Consider the following 24,247-nt stretch of genomic DNA (forward strand, 5'->3'; position numbering starts at 1 on the left):
AGGTGAAGCAAAATGTTTGGTACGCTTACTCATTGGATGGAAGTAGCGATGTGGGTCGTGATGGGTTCGATGGCGCTGGATTTCCTGATGGGGCTGTTCAAGGGCATGACGGGAGGCAAGCTCTCTCACGAGCTCGTGCTCGGATACCTGAAGGACATGGTGTATTTCGTGCTTCCGCTGTTCATGCTCGCGGGACTGGCCGCCATGGACACAACCGGATTCGTGGTGCTGGTCGGCTATTATTTAGGAGCACTGGCGGTAGTCGTCAAGTATCTCATGGACATGAAGTCCAAATTGTAAAATTGTAACCGCATACACCTAGTTTGTGGATCAAGCGACAGAGCGGCAGGGGCGAAGCCTCGGCGGCTCTGTTTTTTGTATGCATGCGCACAGGAAAAAGGCCGGCACCGCCTTGAAGCGGATGCCGGCCTTCGCATTACCTAGCGGAGGAAGGGAAGCGACTAATCCTTGGAAGCTTTGGGAAGCAGGGAGATCGCATAGAGCGCGGCCGCGCCTACGACGATATAAACGATTTTCGAGCCGACTTCTGTCGATCCTCCGAATAGCTCGCTTACGACGTCATACTCGAACAGCCCAACGGATAACCAGTTCAACCCGCCTAAAATAACAAGAACCAAGCTGATGAGGTTAAGCGCCTTCATAACGAATTCTACCTCCTTGGGACGGTCGCGTAGTACGAATGCCCGTTCAGGCAACGTTCCACACGCCGAATCTTGGTTGATCACTACAATCGTATGAACATTGGTTATGGAATATGCACAAATCACATTGATGCCTGTATGAATGAACATAGGACTTACGCGGTCATCGATTTGTAGTACAATAGAATTGATCGTTAATCGCATTAATTTGATCGTTAGAAACATAAACTTGATTAAATCAACATCCTTAGGAGTGCCTGCCGTGAGAATCGTATCGCTTTATTATTTCCTGCTCTATCTGATGGCCAGCGTATTGCTTCCATATACGAGCCTTCATTTCCACGAGAGGGGCTTCAGTCCTTCTTCCATCGGCTATCTCTTATCGTTATGGGCATTCATAAGCGTCGTAGCCCAGCCCGTCATGGGCATGTTGAACGACAGGCTGCAGCGGCCGCGGGCCGTCTTGCTCCTGACCGCCATCGCGACGCCGGCCGCGGGCTTATTATTTTATCTCGCGGACGCTTTCGCCGTTATTGTCGTCGTGTCCATCTTGTTCGCTTGGTTCCAATCCTCTCTGCCGCCTCTCAGCGATGCGGTTGCGGTGGAGATCGGCAGGAGGAAGGGCTTCTCCTTCGGCAGCGTGCGGCTGTGGGGGGCGCTTAGTTACGCGATCGGGGCGTTCGTTACCGGATTTTATTACGAGAAGAACGGATACGACGCGGTATTTGTGGTGTATGCCTTGACGGCGCTTCCGCTCATCGCTGCCATCTTCATCCTCCCGGTGACGAAAGCGGCTTCGATGCGCATCACCGTTTTTGAGCAGATGGGGGACGTCGTACGGAACAAACCTTTTTTGCTGTTCTGCCTCATTTCGTTCTTGACGATGCTGTCCGTCACGGCCAGCGCCACTTTCTTGCCAATTTACTTTGACGAGCAGGGTTTCGACAAAAGGTATCTGGGTACCGCCATCGCACTTGCCGCTCTTATCGAAGTGCCGATGTTCTGGATCGCGGCCAGGCTGGGTGCCAAGTTCGGCAAGTCGAAGCTGCTGGCGGCCGCGGCCGCGCTGTACGCACTGAAATATATCATTTTGTCTTTGACGAGCAACGTTTATGTGACGCTGTCGACGCAGCTGCTGGACGGGATTGCGTTCGCCTTCTTCGCGGGTCTGTCGGTCGAGATCGTGGACGGCCTCGCCAGCGACAAGACAAAGGCGACGCTCCAAACGATTTTTGCGGCGGTTACTTGGGGGATTGGAGGCATCGCGGGCAACTTGCTCGGGGGCGGGCTCGTGGAGCTTCGCGGTGTCTCGTTCATGTATTTGCTTCTATTTGTTCTATGCGGTGGATCGGCCGTCCTTTATCTGTGGACGAAGGCGGAGAAAAGCGGGAAGCAGTTGGCGGGGGAGGCAGATGGAATGTAATGAATGGATTAAGCTGTTTGTCACCTTGCCATTCCCTTCATTCCTTGTTAGACTTGCACTATCGTTGACCGGGCTTTGATAGGCAATACGAACCGTCAGCGTTTGGAGGTGCGGGTAATGCATTTTTGGGGAATCCATTTTTTGCGGTTAAGGTAATGCGAGCGGAAGCGTAACGAAACTCGTCCGTTTTTCGAATCATGCGGATGAAGTTTATTTGCTTTGCGCAGTCGCATTTACAGAGACGCGAGGAATGGTTTTTTGTTATGCCCAAAAAGAAGGAGAGAATGAAATGCAAACCAATTGGCAAAAGAAGTTCGCGATGTTGTTCAGCGGACAAATCTTCTCGATATTAACAACCTCGATGGTGCAGTTTTCGATTATATGGCATTTGACGGAGACGACGCAGTCCGCCGTCGTGCTGACGATCGCGAGCTTGGTCGGCTTCTTGCCGCAAGCCGTATTAGGTCCGTTCATCGGCGTCTGGCTGGACCGCTGGAACCGGAAGCTCACGATGATCATCGCCGACGGCTCGATCGCGCTGTTTAGCCTCGCGTTAGGCTTGTACTATTACTTCGGAGAACCCGGATTGGGATTCGTATATTTGATCTTGATGGTACGGTCGATCGCTTCGTCCTTCCATGCGCCGGCCTTCCAGGCGGCCATACCGCTGATCGCGCCTGCCGATCAGCTGACGCGGGTAGCGGGCTGGCAGCAGATGGTGTTCTCGTTCTCGAATGTCATCGGGCCGGCGCTCGGCATCGCGGTCTATTCCGCGACTTCCCTTGGGACGGTGCTGCTTCTGGACGTCGCGGGGGCGGTTATCGCTAACGTGATGCTGATGCTGGTTAAGATTCATCAGCCCAAGCCGGAAGCCGTACAGCGGAGCCGGTTTCTGGAGGAATTCAAGTTGGGCTGGCAGGCTTTCATCCAAGTGAAGCCGATCGTTATCGTCACGGTCGCCACAGCCGTATTTTCGATCGTATTTATGCCGCTCGGCACGTTGTTTCCTTTTATGACGTTATCTCATTTCGGCCGGGGTGGCTACAGCGCCAGCGTGGTGGAAGCGCTATTCGCGATCGGCATGATCGGCGGCGGCTTGGCGCTATCCGTCGCGGCTTCCAAGTGGAAGGATATGACGTATATTTGCCTGAGCATGACCGTCATGGGCGTAACCAGCTTGGCAAGCGGCTTCCTGGGCCAAGAAGCGTTCATTGCTTTCGTCGTGCTCTCGTTCCTTATGGGAGCGGCAGCGCCGTTCTTCAACGGGCCGTACATGGCCATGATCCAAAGAGCCTTCGATCCCGCGATGCTGGGACGGGTCATCTCGCTCGTGACCAGCATCATGCTGCTTTCCTCACCGGTCGGACTGCTCTTGGCCGGACCGATCGTCGACAAGTACGGCATTCAATCGTGGTTTATCGGATCGGGGGTTGTTACGATAGGAACAGGCTTGATCTTAATCGTATTATCCAAGCGGCTGCAGGTCGCGGAGGCCGTTTCAAGTGCCTCGTAAGCAGGTCACTTGCGACTTGAATAGGTAAGTCATAGACAAAAAACAGGGCTGTCTCCGAGGGGGTGATTTAACCTAGGAGATAGCCCTGCTTTCGTAGATCTGCCGAGAACCCGCAATCCGCGTGCTTAGAAATCCGCGCTGCCCATCTTGCCCGCCTGGAAGTCGGCGTAGGCTTGAATGACTTCTTCGCGCGTATTCATGACGAACGGTCCGTATTGGAACATCGGTTCGTCGATCGGTTCTCCTCCAAGTACAAGGACGAGCGTCTCGTCCGTCAAGCCTTCGATCCGGATATTCCCGTCAGCGTTGCCGAATAAGACAAACGAACCTTCGCCAACCTCCCGTTCGTCGTTGATTCTCGCGCTTCCGCGCAAAACGATCGCGGCTGCGTTGTAAGCGGCGGGGAGCTCGAACTCGGCGACGCCGCCTTTGTTGAAGTCGATATCGAACAGATGGATCGGCGTGAAGGTTTGCGCGGGACCGTGCACGCCTTGGTAGTCGCCTGCGATAATGCGCACTTCGCCGCCGCCATTCGGCAGCTGCGCGCGGCCCATATCCGCTTTCGGCAATTCCTGATATTTTGGCGCATGCATCTTGTGTTCGCGAGGAAGGTTAACCCATAGCTGGATAAAATGGAACGTGCCTCCGCGCTTCGCGAATTCGCGCTCATGATATTCCTTGTGCAGCAAGCCGGAGCCGGCCGTCATCCATTGCACGTCTCCGGGTCCGATAATGCCATGGTTGCCGTGGTTGTCATGATGTTCGACGTAACCTTCATAAGCGATCGAGACGGTCTCGAATCCTCTGTGCGGATGCGCGCCGACGCCTCTTGCCGATTCGCTCGGAGGGAAAACATGCGGCGCGTTATAGTCGAGCAGCAGGAAGGGGCTAATCCGCCCACCGAGATCCTTGCCCGACGGGAAGTAGTTGGAAACCCGGAAGCCGTCGCCGACCATGTGGAACGGCGCGCCTTTGTGGACGCCTTCAATCGTGCGGAAAGTCTTTGTCATATTGATGTGCTCCTTTATCGTAAAGTTTTATCTTTATATTGATTATCTTAAATTAAAGATAACATAAGAAACAGAAGCCGTCAACTTATCTTGCGCATCATCGCATGGTTTTATGCTCCGCAAGCTATGCCGGACGGAACGATTGTTTTAAACTAATAGAACGATCCAAAAAACGATTGCCATTATGGTTGATCTAGAATGCTAACGGAAACAGCTGACGCTATTCGGCTCATTTTGTACGAAATGAATATCTAACGGAAGTATGGCACCTTATTTATGATTTTCAGCTTGAAAAACGCCATTTTCAATAGAATAAGTGCTCTTAGTTCCTTTAGATATCCATATAAGCTCATAATCGCAATATAAGAGCGCTGAGTTCCGTTAGAGGTTACGGTCATTTCGGAGCAATCAACTAGTAAGACGAGTATGGATGTGCCGGTGAAACAAAAGGGGGAAAGGGTATGGAAAAAAACTTACAAGCCCGGGCTAGAATCGCCTACATTGGCGCAACGGCGCTTATTCTTGTCGCTGGTCTGGCCACGAGAGTAAAAGCGGAGAGCTTGCCGGATTTGGTGTCGGTTCATTTCGGCGATGCGCTTTGGGCCGCTATGATTTATTGCGGCTTCCGTGTCATCTGGACCTTCAAACGTGCGGAACGCGCGCTAATCGCAAGCCTCGTATTCTGCTTGGCGATCGAGCTGAGCCAGCTGTACCATGCGGAGTGGATCGATTCGATACGGGAAACGGCGTTCGGCGGTCTCGTTCTTGGCAGGGGATTCCTGAGCGCGGACTTCATCAGATACGGCTTAGGCATAGGGGGCATCTATTTGCTGGACAGGTTTTTCAGAGCGGGGACTTCGCTCGCATCATCCTAACGCTGCTGTTTGTCAATACATGCCTATGGGTGATGTTTCCCCCCGATCGCTATGACCGCAACCTTGAGTATGGCCTGCGCTGGGCAGGGGAATACATCGGCTCATCCATAATGATCCTAATGGCACTAACGCTGCTGCTTGCGACCCGGATGCGGTTACTCGAACGCCTCGTCGGCGGTCTCGATCGAATGTACGAGGTACATAAGCATGCGGGCGTAATCATTTTTTTCTTGCTGCTGCACTTAATCGTAATGCCTTTCGGGAAGGGGCAGTTCCTCGCAAGCAGAGATGCTCGCGAGGGACTGCCCCGTTTTTATGCCCGTCGCCGCTTCACTTCCTAATTAACTGCCAAGCCTGCGCAGCGTTGTTGTAATCTTCCCAGATTTGAACGTTCGCGCCGTTCGACGTGCTTCCTCCGGCAACGTCCAATGCTTTGCCGCTGTTCGGATTGATCAGCTTAAAGGCGCTGCCGTTCCAGATGATCGCCCAGCGCTGCGCGGGACTGCCGCCGTAGTCCTGCCAGATATGGACGTTCGTCCCGTTCGCCGTCCCGGTGCCCGCCACATCGAGCGCCTTGCCGCTTGCCGGATTCACAAGCTTGTAGGCTCCGTCGCCGAGGCTCGTGATGCGCCATTCCTGGGCGCTGTTGTTGTAATCGTCCCAGATCTGAACGTTCGTGCCGTTCGCGGTGCCGCCGCCCGCCACATCAAGCGCTTTGCCGCTGGCGGGGTTGATCAGCTTGTAGACGGAGCCCGTCAGCGCCGCAGGGACGGCCGGCGTCAGGTCGAAGAAGTCAAGCTCCGCATAGCCGGTTCCTTTGGTGAACCGGACCGTGTTCCAGCCCGCGTTCAGCCATGTCTTGATCGTGGACGTACCCCAGTTCTCCCAGCCCTTGTTGGTGACATGGAACGGAGAGGAGACGCCGTTCACCGTAATCGTCAGCGACGACCAGCCACCGCCGGACGTACCGTTCGCAGTGCGCGCGGACAGTATGTAGTCCCCGGCTTGCGCCGCGTATACCGTATAGTCGACGAACGAGCTGGCCGTATCGATGTGGCCCGCCTTGCTGCCGCCTGAGCCTGTCGCGCTTGAGGATGCGTAGGCGCCGCCGCCGAAGGTGCCTTCTTCGCCTTCGTACCGGACGCGCTGCGATTCGCCGGACGGGACGGCAATTGGCGTATTCGGCGCCGCCGGCGCTCCGAAGTTCGGCGTGTTGTCGCCGTTCCATGTAAAGCGCTGCGCGCGGATTTCCCGATTCCAGCCGGCGTTGTTGTATTTCGCGACGTGATAGACGATCCAATCCTCCGTTCCGTCAGGAGACTTCGTGAAGGCGTGATGCCCGGGACCGTACAGGCCGTTGCCGGTGCTGAAGATCGGCTGCGTCCGCTTGCTCCACGAGGATGCTTGCAGCAAATTGCTGCTCGTGCTGGCGGTAATCAGTCCAAGGCAATAGTCGTTCGTCCAGCTGCCGCTCGCGGAATAGACGAGGCTGATCACGCCGTTCCTGACGATGACCTGCGGACCTTCGTTGACGTTCGGCGAATGGTTCGTCTCCCAGCTGTGGACGGGTCTCGCGATCTCCGTGCGGTTCGAGTCGACCGTCCAAGGATTGCTCATGTGGGCGATGTAGAGGTTCTGCCTGACATTCGTGTCGCCTTCCCAGCCCGACCAGATCCAATAAAGCTGGCCGTTCACCTGCAGCACGGTGCCGTCGATCGCCCACTTGTTGGTCGGATCGGTAATCTGCCCTTTGTTCGTCCATGTGCCTTGCATCGGGTCCGCCGAAGTGTTCTCCAGCACGTACATCCGGTGGTTGGCGTTGTCGCCGTTATCCTTGGCGTAATAAATGTACCAGGCGCCGTTCATGTAATGGATTTCCGGCGCCCAGACGTTGCAGCAGCCCGTCTCGATCACGCGGGACGCGCCGGCGTCGATGCCCGTCAGGCTGGCGCTCTTCCAGATCGTCACGTTGCCGCCCGTCGTCTTGGTGAAGTAATAGTAGCCGTCGGTATGCCTGTACACCCACGGGTCCGCGCCGTCTTGCACGAGCACGTTGTAGAAGTTGCTTTGATGGGTTGCCGCCGCGGCCGAGCCGTAGGGGAGGGCCAGCATGAGCAGCAGCAGGAGGACGCAGCCCCTTAAGACGGCTTGCTTCCAAGTTTTCATGAATCAACTTCCTTTCATTCTGGAATTAGCGCTTGTTATCCCGATTCAAGTAAGCGCTTACGAATATTGAAACATGCGGATCGCGCGGGAGACAGGACAATTTTATGCCGGATATAGACGGATTTACATGCTTTCTCTTCCAACGCCTATAAATATGTCCATAACGTCCAAAGAAGGGCTCTCCTTGGGATCGTCCGCATTCCGCTATAATGGCTGATAAATCACGAATCATGGAGGCACGCACATGCGAATGTACACGAATCCTTTGCCCGTCTTATCGAACGATCTGCAGCAATTATCGGCTCCCGGGTTATCTCCCGGCTACAATCCCGATCCTTATGTCCTGAAATTTAACGGTGAATATTACGCCTACGCGACGTCGAAGGAAGGCGTGAGCATCATGCGCTCCAAAGAGATGACGGAGTGGACGCACCTTGGTTACGCCTATCGGGAGGAAGGGCGTTCCGATTATTGGGCGCCTGCCGTCTTTTTCGATAATGGATTGTTTTATCTCTACGTCTCGAACATGCCGCAAGGGGAAGAGGACCCGCATTTCCAATTCATGAGGGTCGCGGTCGCAGAACGCCCGGAAGGACCGTTCGAATATAAGTCGACGCTGTTCGATACGTTCTCGATCGACGCGCATGTCGTGAGGGACGCGGACGGCGGGCTTGTGCTGTTCTATTCGACGAACGAGACGTACGGCATCGACGCGCATCGCGCGGGCACGGTCATTCTGGCCGACCGCTTGCTGGACCCGTTCACGCTGGAGCGCAAGCCGAAGTTAATCGTACGGCCGACGCTGGACGAAGAGATTTTCGCGGAGAACCGGTTCGGCGACGGAAGGGACTGGCATACGATCGAAGGGGCTTTCCATCTGAAGAGGGGCGGCAAACATTACGTCATGTACAGCGGCAACGCGTTCACCAGCCCGTATTATTACATCGGCTACAGCGTGGCCGATCATGCGGAAGGCTGCTCGCTGACGGAACTGGAGTGGCACAAGCATCCGGACGAAGAGACGTACGAGCCGCTGCTAAGGCAGAACGGGAGCGTGGAGGGCGTCGGCCATAACAGCGTCGCGAAGGCGCCGAACAACGTGGACGATTGGGTGGTCTACCATGGGCGCGAAGTCCGAACGGACGGGCAGCCGGATGAAAGCGAGCGCAGGCAGATGCGGATCGATCCGCTGCTCTGGCAAGGGGAGCGTATGTGGGTGCCCGGACCGACGTACGACGCGATGCCGGCTCCAGCACTGCCGTCCTTCAGAGATTTATTCGACCGGCCGGATTCCCCGGACATCGGCCGGGGATGGACGACGGATGGCGGAGAATGGGCAATCGAGGGCAGCAGTCTGCTCCAGCATAGCCGCGTCGGCATCGGGCGGGCGTATCTCGATGCCGCATATCCGCATGCGGTATTGGAATTAAACGTAAAGTGGGAGCGCAGCCACATGGGCGGATTGTACGGCGCCGTGCTGCGCGCCGCGGATGATCGCAGCTTCGTGGAGGTGCTGTTCGACGTTGGCAAGCGGACGATCGGCGTGTACGAAACGGTGGGGGGCATCAAGCTGGAGGCGCAGGTTAAGCAAGTGCCCGGTATTTACGATTCGATGTTTATCATCAGCTGTTGGTCCATGCGGCAGGCCGTTCGCTTCGCGTCGAGCTGGACGGCATCGGGTTGTTGACGTATATATGCTCGTCGACGGCTGCCCGTTACGGCCTTGCAACGCATTACACGTCCGCTCGTTATGCGGGCATCGCGCTAACCGGCGCGCTTTCCTTCCGCGAAGCGGGCGCGGCGGCTTGCGCGGACGTCTTGAGCCCTGCGAGCGGCGACTGGCGCGCGGAGGGGGATTATCTGATCGGCGTGCCAGCAGCGGAAGGAAGCGCTTCGTTAACCGCCCGCAATCCGTTCCCGGGCGAAGACTCGGCCTGCCGTTTCGATATCGGAGGGAGGTTGGAGGAGGTTGCGTTCGCACTGCAGATGCCCGATGGCGGCTCGCGCAGCATCGTCGTTCCGGCCCTGACGCTTGCGAATGCCGGCACGCTGCATATTCGTCACGAAGGCGGCAAGCTGCTCGTCTTGGTGGATCGCGAGCTTGCCGTTTCGGAGGATGCGGCAGAGGCGTTGATCGCGTTGACGGTGTCTTCCAGCCGCCAAATCCGGCTGCAAACTTTGGAATGGACGGCGCTAGGGACCTAAAAATTTGTCCATAGCATCAAAAAATGCGGCATTTTTTTGGAAAGCCCCTCGGGATAAGATTGGTCCTAAGAAAGATCAAACGTCTTTCCAACCATCGACTAGGGGGAAATGAAGCGATGAAAAAAAGAGTGACGGCTTGGCTATCGGTACTGACGGTATTCGCCATGGTGGCGACGGGATGCAGCAACAACGGCGGCGAGACGAACGGAGGCTCGGAAGGCTCATCCGATTCGGGCGGCAAGAAAGGCGAGAAGACGGAATTCCTGTTCTGGACGCCGTTCTCCGGCGCGGACGGCCCGTTCATGAAGGAGATCGTCGACAAGTACAACGCGTCCCAAGACAGTTACAAAATCAACTTCGTCATTCAGCCGAACGGCGAATATTACAAGCAGCTCGACGTTGCGCTTAGCACGGGCAAAGATCGCCCTGACCTGATGATCATGCACCTGGATCAAATTCCGACTTATGTGAACAAAGGCCAGCTGCAGACGATGGATGAGCTGGCAAGCGCAGCGGGCATCGACAAAGGCGCTTACGTTGAAGCGGCAATCAATTACGCTACGATCGAAGATAAACTGTACGGCATTCCGCTCGACATTCATCCGCTCGTCATGTACTACAACAAGGATTTGCTGGAGGCGGCAGGCGTGATGAGCCCGCCGACGAACCGCGAAGAGTTCGACGCGGCGGTGGAGAAAGTGACGAACAAGGACAAAGGCATCTACGGTTACGTCGTTCCGACGTTGTGGCCGCAGCAATTCATCTTCCCGACCCTCGTCTGGCAGAACGGCGGCGAACTGTGGAACGGCAGTGAAGTCGCGTACAACTCTCCCGAGGCGGTCGAAATGATCCAATGGCTGCGCGGCATGGTCGACAAAGGCGTTTCTCCGGGCAACGTGCAGCAGGACGGAGAGAATACATTGTTCCTTCAAGGCAAAAACGCGATCCAATTCAACGGCCCTTGGATGAAATCGCAATTCGACGAAGCGGGCCTCAACTACGGCGTCGCTCCGGTGCCGCAGATCGGCAAAGCAAAACAAGCGGTATTCGCCGGATCCCATAACTTCGCCATTCCGAAGGACGTTACCGACGAGAAAGTGGTTGCCGGTATCGGCGACTTCCTGAAATACGTATCCTCTAACTCCCTGGAGTGGGCGGAATCCGGCCAAGCGCTGGCCGCGAAGCCGATGCTGGAGAGCGCGGAATTCAAGGCGCTGCCGCAAAGCGCAATCGCGGAGAGCTTCTCCTACGTACAATTCGCGCCGAACGTGCTGAACTGGCCGACGATCTCCGAGCCGATCTGGGGCGAGCTGAACAACGCGCTCCTCGGCAAGAAGGACGCTCAGAAAGCGATGGATGACGCAGCCGCGAAGTCGAAGCAAGCGGTCGGAAAGTAAGCGGCCCGCAAGTAAACGCAAGAGCGCTGGAAGGACGGGAATCGGCAGACTGGCTCCCGTCCTTTCTTTTTTCTTCATGATCAGTAAGCGACACGTCAGTTTCGTTGGAGGGATTCGAGAATGAGAACGACTTGGTTGTCCAGGTTCACCTCGGCATTGTTCGCTTTGCCGTATACCGTATGTTTCGCCATGTTCCTGCTGTTTCCGATCGGATACGGCGTCTATATCAGCTTCCATGACTTCGAATTGTTGTCCGAGGAGCATCCGTTTGTCGGGCTTAGCAACTATATCGATATTTTCACCGGGGGGACGTACGAGAACAGCGTCTTCTTCCGCGGGCTCTGGGCGACAGCCCAATTCGTCCTGTTCTCCGTGCCTCTGCTTATTCTAGTCGGGCTCGGTCTCGCGTTGCTCGTCAATCAATTGCCGGGCCGCATCCGCGGGTTGTTCCGGACGTTCTACTTCATGCCGTACGCGATCTCGGCATCCGTCATGGCGGTCATCTGGCTCATGATGTTCGACACGAACGCGGGTTTCATCAACAGCATGCTGATGAAGCTGAATCTGGATACGATTCCATGGCTGACGGACACGCCTTGGGCATGGGTCTCTCTAATCGCCACGACGCTTTGGTGGACAATCGGGTTCAACATGATCATCTTCATCAACGCGCTGAACGAAGTGCCCGAGGACTTCTACGAAGCGGCTTCGATCGACGGGGCGACGGCTTGGAACAAGTTCGTCCATATTACGCTGCCGTCCATCCGGCCGGTCATGCTGTTCATCATGATTACGTCTACGATCGCTTCCTTCAACGTATACGCGCAGCCGTTCCTGCTCACCCGTGGCGGCCCCGGCGATTCGACGAAGGTGCTGCTGATGAACGTGCTGGACCAAGCTTTTATCCGCAAAGAAGTGGGAAGCGCGTCCGCGATGGCCATTATCATGGCGCTGCTGATCATGCTCATTTCCATCGTGCAATACCGATTGACCTACGGCCGAAAGGAGAGTGGCGTATAACATGAACTCGACGCGCAAACTGCTGCTTATCCTGCTCGCATCCGTCATCGCCGCCATTTTCCTGCTGCCGCTGATCTGGATGATATCGACATCGTTCAAAAACGATTTTGAGGCGCTTGCCGGCCAGATGAATTTCATCCCCAAAAAACCGACGGTCGAAAACTACGTGGAAGGGCTCGCCGGCGAGCTTATGAACGTTCCGATCGTGCGCTGGATCACGAATTCCCTGTCGGTCGGGATCATTGGCACGGCGATCGTGCTGCTGATCGATTCCATGGCGGCCTACGCGCTCGCGCGGCTGTCCGATCTTCCGCTGCGCCGCACGTTGTTCGCGATGTTCGTCGCCTCCCTGATGATTCCGGGCGTGCTGACGTTCCTGCCGATGTATATGGAATTTAACCAGCTTCGGCTCATCAATACGTATTCGGCGCTTATTCTGCCCTATACGGCGGGGGCGTTCGGCGTCTTCCTGCTATATCAATTTTTTATTTCGTTCCCGAAGGAGATCGAGGAAGCGGCCCGCATCGACGGCGCGAACAAGTGGCAAATTTATTCCCGCATTCTGCTGCCGGCTTCGGTGTCCATCATGGTGACGCTCGGCATCTTCACGTTCATGGGCATCTACAACGACTTCGTATGGCCGCTCTACGCGACGACTTCGCCGGAGATGCGCACGATAACAGCCGGTATCGCGCTTATGGCGCAAGGCAGCTATACGCAGGCGTACGGCAAGCTGATGGCGATGACGACCATCGCGACGCTTCCCGTCATGATCGTCTTTATTCTGGGTCAACGCTCGTTCGTCAAGGCGATTACGCAAGCGGGCGTGAAGTAAGGAGAGCTGCGGCATGAATGGCAAGCATAAACGGATTCTTCTATGGAGCGGGGCGATCTGGTTGCTCGTCCTCGCGATTCTCGGCACATGGATGGTGAACGAAAACATGAACAAGCCAAACAGAGCGATCGCTCCTTACGCCGGACACGGCGGCACGTTCAAGAACACGCTGGCAAGCATCGACACTCCGGATCCCAGCATCGCGTACAAGGACGGCTTTTACTACATGACGTTCACGCATAACGGCACGGACGTCATGATCATGAAGTCGCGGACGCTGGACTTCAAGGACGCGGAGAAGAAAGTCGTCTGGTATCCGCCCGTGGACACGGCTTATTCGTCGGGACTGTGGGCGCCCGAAATTCAGCATATCCGGGGAAAATGGTATGTTTATTTCGCGGCGGACGACGGCGAGAACGAGAATCACCGGATGTACGCGCTCGAAGCCGATACGGAGGACCCCATGGGGAGTTACACGTTCAAGGGCCAAATTACGGACGAATCCAACCGTTGGGCGATCGACGGCCTCGTGCTGGAGCATGAAGAAAAACTTTATTTCGTCTGGTCGGGCTGGGAGGGCGACGTCAACATCGCGCAGAACACGTACATCGCGCCGATGAGCGACCCGCTTACGATCAGCGGGCCCCGCGTGCTACTAAGCGCGCCGGAGCTGGAGTGGGAGCGGGCCGGCGGGCCGCCGTATATTAATGAAGGCCAGTCCCTGCTGAAGAAGGACGGGCGCGTTTTCCTCGTCTATTCCGGAGCGGGAAGCTGGACGCCGCATTACAGTCTTGGCATGCTCGCCTTGAAGCCGGGAGGGGATCCGCTGAATCCTGCGGATTGGACGAAGTCCGAACAGCCGCTTATGGCGATGGACGACGAAGCCGGCGTATACGGCCCGGGCCATAATTCGTTCGCGGCTTCGCCGGACGGCTCCGAGGATTGGATCGTCTACCATGCGACCAGCGGCATCATGGATGGATGGAACAACCGAAAGGCGCGAGCGCAGCGGGTCGCGTGGGGAGAGGACGGTCTGCCGATGTTCGGCAAGCCGCTTTCGCTGGACACCGCGATTCCGGTGCCATCCGGCAGCGGTGTCTTCCTCGCGGAGCACGCGACGCCGGTCGAAGGCGGCCTCCGCTTCGAAGGAATGCCGCTTGGCGTCGGCGCTGCGAAGGAGGCGCCACTGTTGCTCCATTACCGGAACGACTCCGGGCAAGAGGCATCCGCGCGGATCGAGTCCGAAGGCGGCCAGCCGGCAGACGTCGCGCTTCCTCCGCTGGACGAAGGCGAGACGGGTTACGCGTATGCCGTGATCGGCTTCCCGGAAGGAAGCCGCAGCGTGACGATCGGCGGGCTTGACGGCGGAGCGACCGTGACGGCCATCGAAATTCCGCGTTACGAAGCGGAGTACGCGCAAGGGACGGGCGGCATGCTGGCCGAAGAAAATCCGTTCTCGTCCGGCTCCGGCGTCATGCGCTCGAGCGGGGAAGAAGGCGAGGCAATTTCGTTCGCTTCTGTCATCGTGCCCGAGAGCGCGGAATATACGATTCGTCTCGCCGTATCGAATCCGTCCGGCGAAGAGATGAAGCTTACGGTAAGGGCAGGCGGCAAGAAGACGACGGTCGCCGTGCCGTCGACGGAGCGAAGCGCGTTCCCGGTTTTGGAAATAAAAATGCCGTTGCGCGAGGGTGTCAATTCGATTACACTAGAGCCTACCGCGGCGGCAATCTCCGTCGATTACATGGATATCGTTCGATGATAACGGTTACAATTCATGTCAACCGCACTTAAATCATAAATAGTCGCACGCATGGAGATGGGGGTTTTCCGTAACATGATGGATCGGAATGCAACAGGGAGCTGGACGCGTCACTCGGCGCTCGTATTGACGGTATGTCTTGTCTTGGCCGCGTTAGCCGGCTGTTCGGGACGGGAGACGCCCGAGACGAAGCAAAGCCCGAAGCAGCAGGATGCGATCCGTCTGGATTACTGGACGCCCTTCAGCGGCGGCGACAATCAGTTCATGACCGAGATGGTGGAGCGGTTCAACGCCGAGCAGGACGAAATCGTGGTCGTGCAGACCAATTCCAGATTGGACGACTATTATTCTCGGCTCAGAACCGCGATCCTCGCGGGGAACGCGCCGGATATTGCCATTATCCATACGACAAGCATGCCGCAATTCGTGCAGAACGGCTACATCGAGGACGTGACCGAAGCGGCCCAGGAGATCGGGATCGACTGGAGCCAGTTCACGCCCAACATTCGCGAAGCGACCGTCTACAACGGCCGCTCGTACGCGGTTCCGCTCGATACGCATGCGCTCGTCATGTACTATAACAAAACGTATTTGCGGGAAGCCGGCGTTCTCGACGAAGCGACCGGCAAGCCGGTTATCGCTCCCGGAGCGGACGGCTTCAAGGCGTTTCTCGGGAAGATCAGGGACGCCGTCCCCGCCGGCATCGCGCCGCTGTCGATGCCGAGCACGCGCATCGATTCGGTCTGGCTCTGGTGGAGCCTTTACAACCAAATGAAAGGCGGAGGCGCGTTCTTCGATGGCAGCGGCACCAAAGCCACTTTCGATAACCCGGAAGCGCTCGAGGCACTGTCTTTCGTCAACGATCTCTATGCGACCGGTCTTATTCCGCCGGACATCAACGATTCGTTCAAGCTGTTCTACGACGGCAAGGCGGCGGTCCTGATGCTCGGCATGTGGGGCACCGGGGCGTTCGAGAATGCGCCGGATCTCGACTTCGGCGTCGTACCGATCCCCGTTCTCTACGATCATTCCGCGGCTTGGGGCGATTCGCATACGCTCGCGATCCCGACCAAACACGGCATGACGGAAGAGAAGCGCCGCGCCGCTTTGACCTTCTCTAAATGGATGGTCGAGCACGGCGAGTTATGGGCGCAGGCCGGGCATGTGCCAAGCATGACGAAGGTCGTGGAGAGCGAGGCGTTCAACAAGCTGGATTATCGCGGGGATTACGCCGCCGTAGCCAACTATGTCGCCTATTGGCCGCGGCATGCGAAACAATGGTCGCTGATCGAGGTGCTGATCAAGGAATTCGAGAGAATGATTTACAAGGAGCAGACGCCGGAGCAGGCGCTGAAGAACGCAGCCGAGAAGGTCGATGCGGAATGAGCGACGTAAGGAGCGAGGAACGGCCATGGTCCGGAAGCTGATGCAGAGATTCAAAAACCAAGAGCTGGCGCGCAAGCTGATCTGGATCAATTGCCTGCTGGTGCTCGTACCGCTCGCCGCCATGGGCGTTTATACTTTCTCGAGCTTCGAGCGCGCGATGGAGAAAAACGTCGGCAACTATCAGCTCCAAACCGTGAAGCAGATGACGTTGAATATCGATACGTACATGAACGAGCTGAACCGGCTCACGCTCACGCCGTATTCGTACAGGGACATCATGGACTTCATCGAATCCCGCCGCGAACCGGGAGAGCCGCTCGAGCTGAAGGAGATCGAAAGCTTGAACCAATTCGTCTCCTCCATCTTCATCAACGGGCGAATCGATATCATGGGTGTTTCGTTATACGGGGAGAACGGGGCTTCTTACGTCGTACTTCCGGAAAGCCAATACGTCACGACCTACAAGTTGGACGAAAGCGCGGAATGGCTGAAGCAGGCGAAGGAACGCTTCGGGCAGCCGACCTTCATCACGACTCACGAGGTACAAGCGACTAGCGGCATGGCGTACCAGGTGTTCTCCATCGCGCGCGAGCTGAAGAGCTTCGACTCCGGCCAGACGCTCGGGTATATCGTGCTCGACATCGATCCTTCCTCCGTTCGCAAAATATTGCTGGAAGCCGATCCCGGACGCAAAGAGTCGATGTACATCGTCGACGCGACGGGGAAGACGGTCATTACGAGGGACGGGACGCCGACGGTGCCCGACCAAGGGCCGCTTCAGGGAGAGGGCATGCTTCATGCGGAGGGCGGCAGCGACGCGGACAATCGGCTCGTCGCTTACGTCACCTCGGACGTGACGGGTTGGACAACGATAAGCGCCGTGCCGGTCAAGGAGCTTATGAAGGACAGCGTCATCGTCCGCAATTCGATTGCTCTCGCCGGTTTTGTCTGCATCGGCCTCGCCATCCTGATCTCCGTATTCCTCGCGTTCCGCATCACGATGCCGCTTCGCAAGCTGAGCCGGCTCATGCGGAAGGTGGAGCAGGGCGATCTGAATGTCGCCTTTCCCGTTACGTCGGCCGACGAGGTCGGGCGGCTGGGCAGCACGTTCAATACGATGGTATCGAAGCTGAGCGAGCTCGGCTATTTGTTGTACGAGACCGAGATCCGGGAGAAGGACGCGCAGATTGCGGCGCTTCAGAGCAAGATCAATCCGCATTTCCTGTACAATACGCTCGGGTCGATCAGCATGTACGCCGAGCTTGCAGGCAACCGGGAAATCGTGACGATGGCGAACAACCTGGGCAAGCTGCTGCGCTACAGCCTGAGCAGCCGGAAGGAAACGGTGACGCTGCGGGACGAGCTTGTCCACGTCAACGGATACATGAGCATTCAGAAGATCCGCTACGAAGAGCGGATTCAATTCGTGACGGATATGGAAGAGAAGGCGCTTGGCTGCAAGGTGATTCCGCTCATGATCCAGCCGATCGTCGAGAACGCGATCAACCACGGCATCGACAAAGGCGTCGGCGAGGGGCGAATCCGTATCGGAGCCTCCGAATCGGAAGGCGTGCTGACCGTCGTGGTTGAGGATGACGGCATCGGTCTGAATACGGTCGAGCTGGAGGAGCTTCGGGACCGGCTTCGACATTCCAAGGATCTCGGAGGCAAGACCGGCAATGGCCTTCTGAACGTGCATCGGCGCATCTGGCTTCATTTCGGCGAGCCATACGGCTTGACGCTGGAGAGCATGCCTTACCAAGGGCTGAAAGTAGTGTTGACGCTGCCTGCCATGAAGGAATGGGAGCTATAGAGGAGGGAGCCGTATGCCGAGAATTGTGGTAGTTGACGATGAAGCGATCTTCCGAAGAGGACTTCGGGCCATGATCGAGTCTTTGGATCCGGAGTGGGAGGTCGTCGGTGACGCGCGCGACGGTTACGAGGCGCTGGAGCTGCTTCAGCGGATGCAGCCGGATGTCGTTCTAACCGATATTCGGATGCCGAAAATGGACGGGCTGCAGCTGCAGACGATCGCGCGCGAACGATTCCCGGAGCTGCTCTGCGTCGTCATTAGCGGTTATGAGGATTTCTCGTACGTGCAGCAATCGATGCGCAGCGGAGCCAAAGACTATATTATGAAGCCGGTCGAACGCGAGGATCTCGCTCGCGTGCTTGGCCGGCTGAAGGAGGAGCTGCGGGCCAAACGCTCCGCCGATCCCGCCGAAGCGCCGAAGGATGACCGGCAGCTGCGCCAGCAAGCTTCGGATCATCTCGTGGCAGGCATTATGCGCGGCGGCGTCCAGCAGCAGGATTTGGATCTGCTCGGGCAGCTCGGCATCGAGCTGGACGATCCTTATTTCAATTGTCTCGTGATCAAGCTCGACAAGGAATCGGTGGAGCGCGAGCGATATCGGCAATCCGATCCGTCCTTGTTCCAGCTCTACATCCAGCAGTTCGTCCAGGAAATGCTCGATCACCGGATGCCGGGCTTCAGCTTCATCTTCTCCGAGACGGAGGTCGCGGCGCTGGTGAACCAGCCCGACATGAACATGACGCCCATGCTGGAGATGGCAGAATCGATCCGCAGGCAGATCAAGTCTTTGTCGAACCTGACGGTTACGATCGGCGTCGGACGTCCCGTCAAAGGGTTCGAATCGATGACGATCCCGTTCCGCGAAGCGGGAATCGCGCTGCTGTACCGGCTCGTCGTGGGCGGCGACAAGGTGATCGATTACCGGAATGCGGCGCAAAGCAATTTCTTCAAATCGGATATGAAGAAGTGGTCCTGGGAGGAATTGGAGAAGGCGATCAACGAGGGACGCAGGGACGAGGTTGAGCGGCTCGTGGAGATTTCCATCGCCGACCTGTGCGCCAAAGCCCAGACGCCGGAGCTGGTGCACCAGCAAATCTGCAAGCTGCTGATCCATTATTACGAGCTGTCCGAGGATCTCGGGATGACGAGAGAGTGGCTGGGCGACAAGGATATCCGGACGATGCTCGTTGAGATTTGTTCCATCTCGTCCAGCAACGAACTGATCGAGGTATGCCGCTCGCTGCTCGGCAGCCTGACTTCCGGCATCGCCGCCGGGAACAAGCCGGCCGAACGGGATCCGATCCAGATGGCGGAGCGGCATTTGGAGAAACATTACCATGAGCCGGTGACGCTGAAGGACATCGCGGACAAAGTGTTCCTGAACGCCGCGTATTTCAGCACGCTGTTCAAGCAGCGCACCGGGAAGACGTTCGTCGAGCGGCTGACGGAGATCCGCGTCGAGGAAGCGAAGCGGCGGCTCGCCTCCACCGACGAGAAGATCGTGGGCATCGCGGATACGACGGGCTTCACGAACATCCGTCACTTCAACCGCGTCTTCAAGAACGAAACCGGCGTCACGCCGAAGGAGTATCGCGAGGGCGTGAGGAGCCGCCGGTAGGAGTGCGAGGTGATGGCGGTGGCGTAGGTATGTGAGGAGCCGGCGGTAGCGTGGTCATGTGAGGAGCCGGCGGTAGCGTGGACGCGGCAGTGAAGATCGGCAAATCTAAGAGGGTCCCGGCGCAACCGCACCGGGGCCTTCTTCGATTATTACCTATTTCAGCGTAAATGCCCCGCAGTTGATAACGCTAACGAACGTCATCACAGGAGGCCGAGAAAATCGGCTTACTGGCGTGCGAGGCGGGTGCGTCGATGCAATAGGCCGAGAAATTCGGCTTACTGCACAACGGCATTTGACAAACAAACCGTCCAGACGGTACACTTAAGAAAAAGGAGATGAGTGGAATGAGGTCTAATTCCAAACGCGCCCTTCTCTTGGATGCCGCCTCGCGGATCGTAAAGGAAGAAGGCGTCGGTAAGCTGACGCTCGAAGCGGTTGCCAAGGAGGCAGGCGTGAGCAAAGGCGGGTTGCTGCACCATTTTGCGAGCAAGGATGATCTGATCAAAGGCATGGTGGAGGAAGACACGGACCGTTTCGTCGCCGACGTGGAGAGCCGGGCGGAGAAGGATCCCGCTGCACGGGGAAGATGGAGCAGGGCGTATGTATCGTCTACCTTTGACGACGTGGGCGAAACGGACGGTTTCAAGATCGCGTTGATCACCGCCTTGTTCGCGAAGCCAGATCTGTTAGGCAAGCTGCAAGACCAATACAAGATTTGGCAGAACCAAATTCAGGAAGACGGCATCGATCCCGTCAACGCCACGATTGCCCGGCTGGCCGCCGACGGGCTTTGGTTCGGGGAGCTGTTCGGCTTCGGGGAGCTCGATGCGGATTTGCGCGGCAAGGTTTACGCGCGGTTGTTGGAGCTGACGGATGCGAAGGAGGCGGACGCATGAATCCGTATCTTTTATTGGCGGCGGCGATCGTCAGCGAAGTGTTCGGCAGTTCGATGCTGAAGCTGTCGGACGGCTTCAAGCGTTGGCAGCCCGCCATCGGCGTCATCGTCGGGATGGGGCTCGCCTTCTACTGCTTGTCCCACGCGCTGACATCCATTCCGCTCGGAACGGCGTACGCGATCTGGTCGGGTGTAGGCACTGCCTTGACCGCGATAATCGGCGTGGTCGCGTACAAGGAACCATTTGATTGGAAAAAAGGGCTCGGTCTGCTCCTGATCATCGGGGGCGTCGTCATGATGCGGCTGACCGGGGGAGGTCACTAATGCGCCGAGGAGCGGAGGATCTAAGGATGAAAGGTTATCTATGGCTTGCGCTAGCTATCGTCTCCGAAATATTCGGCACTTCCATGCTGAAGCTGTCGGAAGGATTCAGCGAATCGCTTCCTTCCGTCGGCGTGATGGCCGGCTTCGGTCTGGCGTTCTATAGCCTGTCCCTCAGCATACGGACCGTCCCGTTAAGCCTGGCATACGCCATCTGGTCGGGCGTCGGCACGGCGCTGACCGCCCTCATCGGCGTATGGCTTTGGGGCGACGCGTGGAGCATCTATACGATCGGCGGCATTTTGCTTATTATCGGCGGTGTTGTTCTGCTTAACTCCCCGAAGAAGCAAGGAGAAACGGGAAAAACAGCGGAGGCGGGTTGACCTTCGCAGATGAACCTGGAATTACCGGGATAGGCACAAGAAGTCAGAGTCACCTTGGTTGAAATTGACAATTTATAAAATCCCAATCTATAATAATAAGAACGTTTATTCGGGGAAGCACCTCTTAAGAAGCCGTACACCTACGTGTCGCTTTGCGGGGGTGCTATTTTTATAGCGGCAGGAATAATAGGAGGAATGGATGTGGACAAGAAGAACAAAAACAAGCATACAGAACAAATCAAGGAGCAGCAAGTTACCTATGAAATGTATGCCGAGATGCCTGAAGATGGACAGCGTTATGAAATTATCGATGGCGTATTGGAGCTGATGACCCCGGGACCTTCTAGAACTCATCAAGAAGTAAACAGAGAGTTAGAGTTTGTTTTTATGCAAAGTTGCAGAAGCGAGTTTCTGATTTTCTTTGCGCCGTTTGATGTGATTCTAAGCGAAACGAATGTCGTGCAGCCCGATCTCCTTATGATCCATCGCAGTCGCAAACATATCGTCACTGAACGAGGCGTAGAAGGAGCGCCGGATTTGGTCGTCGAGATTCTTTCTCCGGGTTCGCGGAGGAGAGATCGAATTATCAAGTCGGGCGTATACGAGGAACACGGCGTTCCCGAGTACTGGGTCGTGGATGCGCAAGCCCGCACGTTGGAGCAGTATCGGCTTGCGGGTGATTCGCGTTATGCGTTGATCAATCTGTTCGAAGACGAGGATCGAGTAACCTCCGATAAGCTGTCTTGCGTTTCTTTTGTTCTTGGCGATATTTTCAAAGAAATTCATGGTTAACTTCAAAAGACAGCATACGTTCGTTGCAATTATTTTTTTGGTGGTTGTCGATTTTGTCGTTAGCCGTTCGTCATATAGATAGATGCGCAAGAAAGCAATCGGTTCGAAAGCGGGGTGGCGCATCGCAACTCGATACCTTTAGGAGGAACTGCCATGAGATTTATCATAAACACCGAGAATACTCCTGCCTCTAAGCTACCTTGCTCACGAAGTGAGGGTGTAGGTAGGGGATGAATCGGGAATTTTTGTTGGTGGATAAATAGGAACGTATGTGCTACTATTGGGGTAAGTTGACAATTAACCCTCTCGTAGCGAGGTGATGAATCAAACGATGCTTCAGCATAAAGCATTCAAATTTCGCATCAATCCGAATCATGAACAAACCGTACAGTTGCGCAAAACATTGGGTTGCTGTCGCTTTGTGTTTAACCATCTCCTGGCGAAATGGAATCACACCTATCAGGATACAGGCAAAGGTTTGTCTTACAACACCTGTGCATTGCAGCTTCCTGCTATGAAGCGTGAGTGGCCTTGGCTGAAAGAAGTGGACAGCATCGCCCTGCAGTCGGCTGTGCGAAACTTAGCTGACGGATTTCAACGTTTCTTCAATAAGCAAAATGACGCACCTCGCTTCAAGAGTCGCAAGCATCCCGTACAAAGCTACACGACTCGGTATACGAATGGAAACATTGCCGTGAAGGGAGATCGTTTGCAGCTTCCCAAGCTGGGATGGGTGCCCTTTGCCAAGTCCAGAGAGATCGAAGGCCGGATCCTATCGGCTACAGTACGGCTTGCCCCAAGCGGCAAATGGTTTGTATTGGTGGTGTGCGAGGTAGACATCCAGCCCCTCCCCTTAACCGACGGGATTCTTGGCATTGACGTGGGCATCAAGCAGCTTGCTGTGACTTCGGAAGGTATTGCCATGAATAATCCAAGATATACGTTGCGGTATGAACGGTTGCTCGCGAAGTGGCAACGCATCCTGGCGAGAAGAAAGCAAGGCGGAAGTAACTGGTCCAAGGCGAAGAGAAAAGTAGCCCAAATCCATGAGTGGATTCGAAACAGTCGATTAGATGTCATTCATAAGCAGACCCAAACGATCTGTATCGAGGACTTACGTATTGCCAACATGATGAAGAATCGACACCTCGCCAAGCACATTGCGGATGCTTCCTGGGGTGAAATGAGTCGACAACTGCATTACAAGGCCAATTGGTATGGCCGAGTGATTAAGGAGACACCGACGTTTGCCCCAACGAGCCAAACCTGTCACGTCTGCGGGAACAAACAAGCAGAGGTGAAAGATTTGAGCATTCGCGTATGGAAGTGTTCATCCTGTCAAACGGTACACGACCGAGATAGGAATGCAGCACAGAACATAAAAGCCATGGCGTTGTAACAATGAAAAAGAACTGTGGGAACCACAGGGATCGCTTGGTGTACGATGTTTTCGTTAGAAAATATCGCTATAACTTTGCTCCGTGAGAAGCAACGACCCAAGAATCCCCCACCTCTTAGGTGGCGGGAGTGTTCAAGTTAATCGTCAAAGCGACAAAAGATTCCGAAGCGAATGTCATGCTTTCGGAAGAACTGGTCGAAGCAATGCAGCGTTACAACGAGGAATTAATCAAGGCGGGGGATCGAGGTCAGGCAAGTGTTCGAGTACCATGAAATCATGGAGGATCCGGACGCGCTAGCGAAAGAAACGATTTTGCGAGAAGAGATGGGAAGGGCGAACCGGAAATGACGGAACACGCTGCCGGACGCGCAATCGACGCCATCTGGCGCATGGAATCGGCCAAGCTGATCGCCGTCATCGCGAGAATGGTGCAAGACGTCGGCCTCCGCGGATCGCGGCGCTCTATGAAGCGCTGCTGCGCATCATGCCGTCGCCGGTCGTGGAGTTGAACCGTGCCGTGGCGATATCCCGGGCGTTCGGCCCGGCCTTCGGCCTGCAGCTAATCGAAGGGCTCGAGCTGGAGCCTTCGCTCAAGACCTACCATTTGCTGCCGAGCGTGCGCGGCGATCTGCTCGCTCTGCTCGGACGAAACGAAGAAGCGCGCGAGCAGTTCGAGCTTGCGGCTTCGCTCACGCGCAACGAGAAGGAACGCGCGGTGCTGATGAAGCGGGCGGCGGAGTGCGGAGGTAACCCAATCGACGAGGTCTGAGCA

At 56.2% G+C, this 24,247-nt stretch carries 23 protein-coding genes and 3 pseudogenes; 22 read left to right on the plus strand and 4 right to left on the minus strand.

The genetic code is table 11. The features are described from left to right. Positions 1-12 precede the first annotated feature (12 nt). Complete coding sequence (locus RB620_RS07975; RefSeq protein ID WP_308093302.1) at positions 13-300, plus strand: hypothetical protein; 288 nt, start codon at positions 13-15, stop codon at positions 298-300. 161 nt (positions 301-461) lie between these two features. Here RB620_RS07975 and RB620_RS07980 read toward each other — a convergent pair whose 3' ends face one another. Further along, complete coding sequence (locus RB620_RS07980) at positions 462-662, minus strand: DUF378 domain-containing protein (RefSeq protein WP_308093303.1); 201 nt, start codon at positions 660-662, stop codon at positions 462-464. Between the two features lie 262 nt (positions 663-924). Here RB620_RS07980 and RB620_RS07985 point away from each other — a divergent pair, with 262 nt between their 5' ends. Continuing rightward, positions 925-2,085 carry an MFS transporter gene (locus RB620_RS07985; protein WP_308093305.1) on the plus strand — a complete coding sequence of 387 codons (1,161 nt, stop codon included), beginning with the start codon at positions 925-927 and terminating at the stop codon, positions 2,083-2,085. Between the two features lie 289 nt (positions 2,086-2,374). Continuing rightward, positions 2,375-3,598 (plus strand): MFS transporter, encoded by a 1,224-nt coding sequence (locus tag RB620_RS07990; protein WP_308093306.1) that lies wholly within the window; start codon positions 2,375-2,377, stop codon positions 3,596-3,598. Between the two features lie 125 nt (positions 3,599-3,723). Here RB620_RS07990 and RB620_RS07995 read toward each other — a convergent pair whose 3' ends face one another. Further along, positions 3,724-4,608, minus strand: a complete 885-nt coding sequence (locus RB620_RS07995; protein WP_308093308.1) for a pirin family protein — start codon at positions 4,606-4,608, stop codon at positions 3,724-3,726. Between the two features lie 461 nt (positions 4,609-5,069). Here RB620_RS07995 and RB620_RS08000 point away from each other — a divergent pair, with 461 nt between their 5' ends. Next, positions 5,070-5,483 (plus strand): ribosomal maturation YjgA family protein, encoded by a 414-nt coding sequence (locus tag RB620_RS08000; RefSeq protein ID WP_308093310.1) that lies wholly within the window; start codon positions 5,070-5,072, stop codon positions 5,481-5,483. 110 nt (positions 5,484-5,593) lie between these two features. Further along, positions 5,594-5,824: a ferric reductase-like transmembrane domain-containing protein gene (locus RB620_RS30305; protein WP_374121378.1), complete on the plus strand. Its 231-nt coding sequence runs from the start codon at positions 5,594-5,596 to the stop codon at positions 5,822-5,824. Here the strand turns inward: RB620_RS30305 and RB620_RS30310 are convergent. Together RB620_RS30310 and RB620_RS08005 are read right to left on the minus strand one after the other, a co-directional pair. Further along, the gene (locus RB620_RS30310; RefSeq protein ID WP_374121384.1) at positions 5,814-6,266 is read right to left on the minus strand and encodes an RICIN domain-containing protein; all 453 of its coding nucleotides are present in this window, start codon (positions 6,264-6,266) and stop codon (positions 5,814-5,816) included. The two genes, RB620_RS30305 and RB620_RS30310, sit on opposite strands and share 11 nt — an antisense overlap. Next, positions 6,255-7,595 (minus strand): annotated as a pseudogene (locus RB620_RS08005) (family 43 glycosylhydrolase); the annotation flags it as partial. The gene RB620_RS30310 and the pseudogene RB620_RS08005, both read right to left, overlap by 12 nt. Positions 7,596-7,893: 298 nt before the next feature. On the opposite strand from RB620_RS08005, the gene RB620_RS08010 reads away from it, so the two are divergent. The 17 genes and pseudogenes from RB620_RS08010 to RB620_RS08090 all read left to right on the plus strand — a co-directional run. Then, entirely contained in the window at positions 7,894-9,336 is a 1,443-nt protein-coding gene (locus tag RB620_RS08010) for a glycoside hydrolase family 43 protein (RefSeq protein ID WP_308093313.1), read from the plus strand. Then, the gene (locus tag RB620_RS08015; RefSeq protein WP_308093314.1) at positions 9,330-9,854 is read left to right on the plus strand and encodes a hypothetical protein; all 525 of its coding nucleotides are present in this window, start codon (positions 9,330-9,332) and stop codon (positions 9,852-9,854) included. Before RB620_RS08010 ends, RB620_RS08015 begins: the two co-directional genes overlap by 7 nt. A 116-nt stretch (positions 9,855-9,970) precedes the next feature. Next, complete coding sequence (locus tag RB620_RS08020) at positions 9,971-11,251, plus strand: ABC transporter substrate-binding protein (protein WP_308093316.1); 1,281 nt, start codon at positions 9,971-9,973, stop codon at positions 11,249-11,251. 120 nt (positions 11,252-11,371) lie between these two features. After that, positions 11,372-12,271 carry a carbohydrate ABC transporter permease gene (locus tag RB620_RS08025; protein WP_308093317.1) on the plus strand — a complete coding sequence of 300 codons (900 nt, stop codon included), beginning with the start codon at positions 11,372-11,374 and terminating at the stop codon, positions 12,269-12,271. 1 nt (position 12,272) lies between these two features. Then, on the plus strand, positions 12,273-13,106 hold the full coding sequence (locus tag RB620_RS08030; RefSeq protein ID WP_308093319.1) for a carbohydrate ABC transporter permease: 834 nt from the start codon (positions 12,273-12,275) through the stop codon (positions 13,104-13,106). A gap of 13 nt (positions 13,107-13,119) precedes the next feature. Further along, a complete protein-coding gene (locus RB620_RS08035; RefSeq protein ID WP_308093320.1) occupies positions 13,120-14,868 on the plus strand; it encodes a family 43 glycosylhydrolase in 1,749 nt (582 codons plus the stop codon). Between the two features lie 75 nt (positions 14,869-14,943). Further along, complete coding sequence (locus RB620_RS08040; protein ID WP_308093322.1) at positions 14,944-16,254, plus strand: ABC transporter substrate-binding protein; 1,311 nt, start codon at positions 14,944-14,946, stop codon at positions 16,252-16,254. A gap of 25 nt (positions 16,255-16,279) precedes the next feature. After that, positions 16,280-18,067, plus strand: coding sequence for a cache domain-containing sensor histidine kinase (locus RB620_RS08045; RefSeq protein ID WP_308093323.1), 1,788 nt, complete (start codon positions 16,280-16,282; stop codon positions 18,065-18,067). A gap of 13 nt (positions 18,068-18,080) precedes the next feature. Continuing rightward, entirely contained in the window at positions 18,081-19,685 is a 1,605-nt protein-coding gene (locus tag RB620_RS08050) for a response regulator (RefSeq protein ID WP_308093325.1), read from the plus strand. A 344-nt stretch (positions 19,686-20,029) separates the two neighbouring features. Continuing rightward, positions 20,030-20,581 carry a TetR/AcrR family transcriptional regulator gene (locus RB620_RS08055; RefSeq protein ID WP_308093326.1) on the plus strand — a complete coding sequence of 184 codons (552 nt, stop codon included), beginning with the start codon at positions 20,030-20,032 and terminating at the stop codon, positions 20,579-20,581. Then, the gene (locus RB620_RS08060; RefSeq protein ID WP_308093328.1) at positions 20,578-20,904 is read left to right on the plus strand and encodes a DMT family transporter; all 327 of its coding nucleotides are present in this window, start codon (positions 20,578-20,580) and stop codon (positions 20,902-20,904) included. The genes RB620_RS08055 and RB620_RS08060 overlap by 4 nt, the downstream gene beginning before the upstream one ends. A gap of 26 nt (positions 20,905-20,930) precedes the next feature. Next, positions 20,931-21,284: a DMT family transporter gene (locus RB620_RS08065; protein WP_308093330.1), complete on the plus strand. Its 354-nt coding sequence runs from the start codon at positions 20,931-20,933 to the stop codon at positions 21,282-21,284. 201 nt (positions 21,285-21,485) lie between these two features. Then, positions 21,486-22,076 carry a Uma2 family endonuclease gene (locus RB620_RS08070; protein WP_308093331.1) on the plus strand — a complete coding sequence of 197 codons (591 nt, stop codon included), beginning with the start codon at positions 21,486-21,488 and terminating at the stop codon, positions 22,074-22,076. 331 nt (positions 22,077-22,407) lie between these two features. Continuing rightward, the gene (tnpB, locus tag RB620_RS08075; protein ID WP_308093333.1) at positions 22,408-23,475 is read left to right on the plus strand and encodes an IS200/IS605 family element RNA-guided endonuclease TnpB; all 1,068 of its coding nucleotides are present in this window, start codon (positions 22,408-22,410) and stop codon (positions 23,473-23,475) included. 128 nt (positions 23,476-23,603) lie between these two features. After that, a pseudogene (locus tag RB620_RS08080) lies at positions 23,604-23,714 on the plus strand (YciI family protein); the annotation flags it as partial. Positions 23,715-23,819: 105 nt separating this feature from the next. After that, entirely contained in the window at positions 23,820-23,984 is a 165-nt protein-coding gene (locus RB620_RS08085; protein WP_308093334.1) for a hypothetical protein, read from the plus strand. Beyond that, positions 23,924-24,244: pseudogene (locus RB620_RS08090) on the plus strand (RNA polymerase subunit sigma-24); the annotation flags it as partial. The gene RB620_RS08085 and the pseudogene RB620_RS08090, both read left to right, overlap by 61 nt. Positions 24,245-24,247: the final 3 nt, after the last annotated feature.

The sequence above is a fragment of the Paenibacillus sp. LHD-117 genome (assembly GCF_030929555.1).
GTDB lineage: Bacteria > Bacillota > Bacilli > Paenibacillales > Paenibacillaceae > Pristimantibacillus.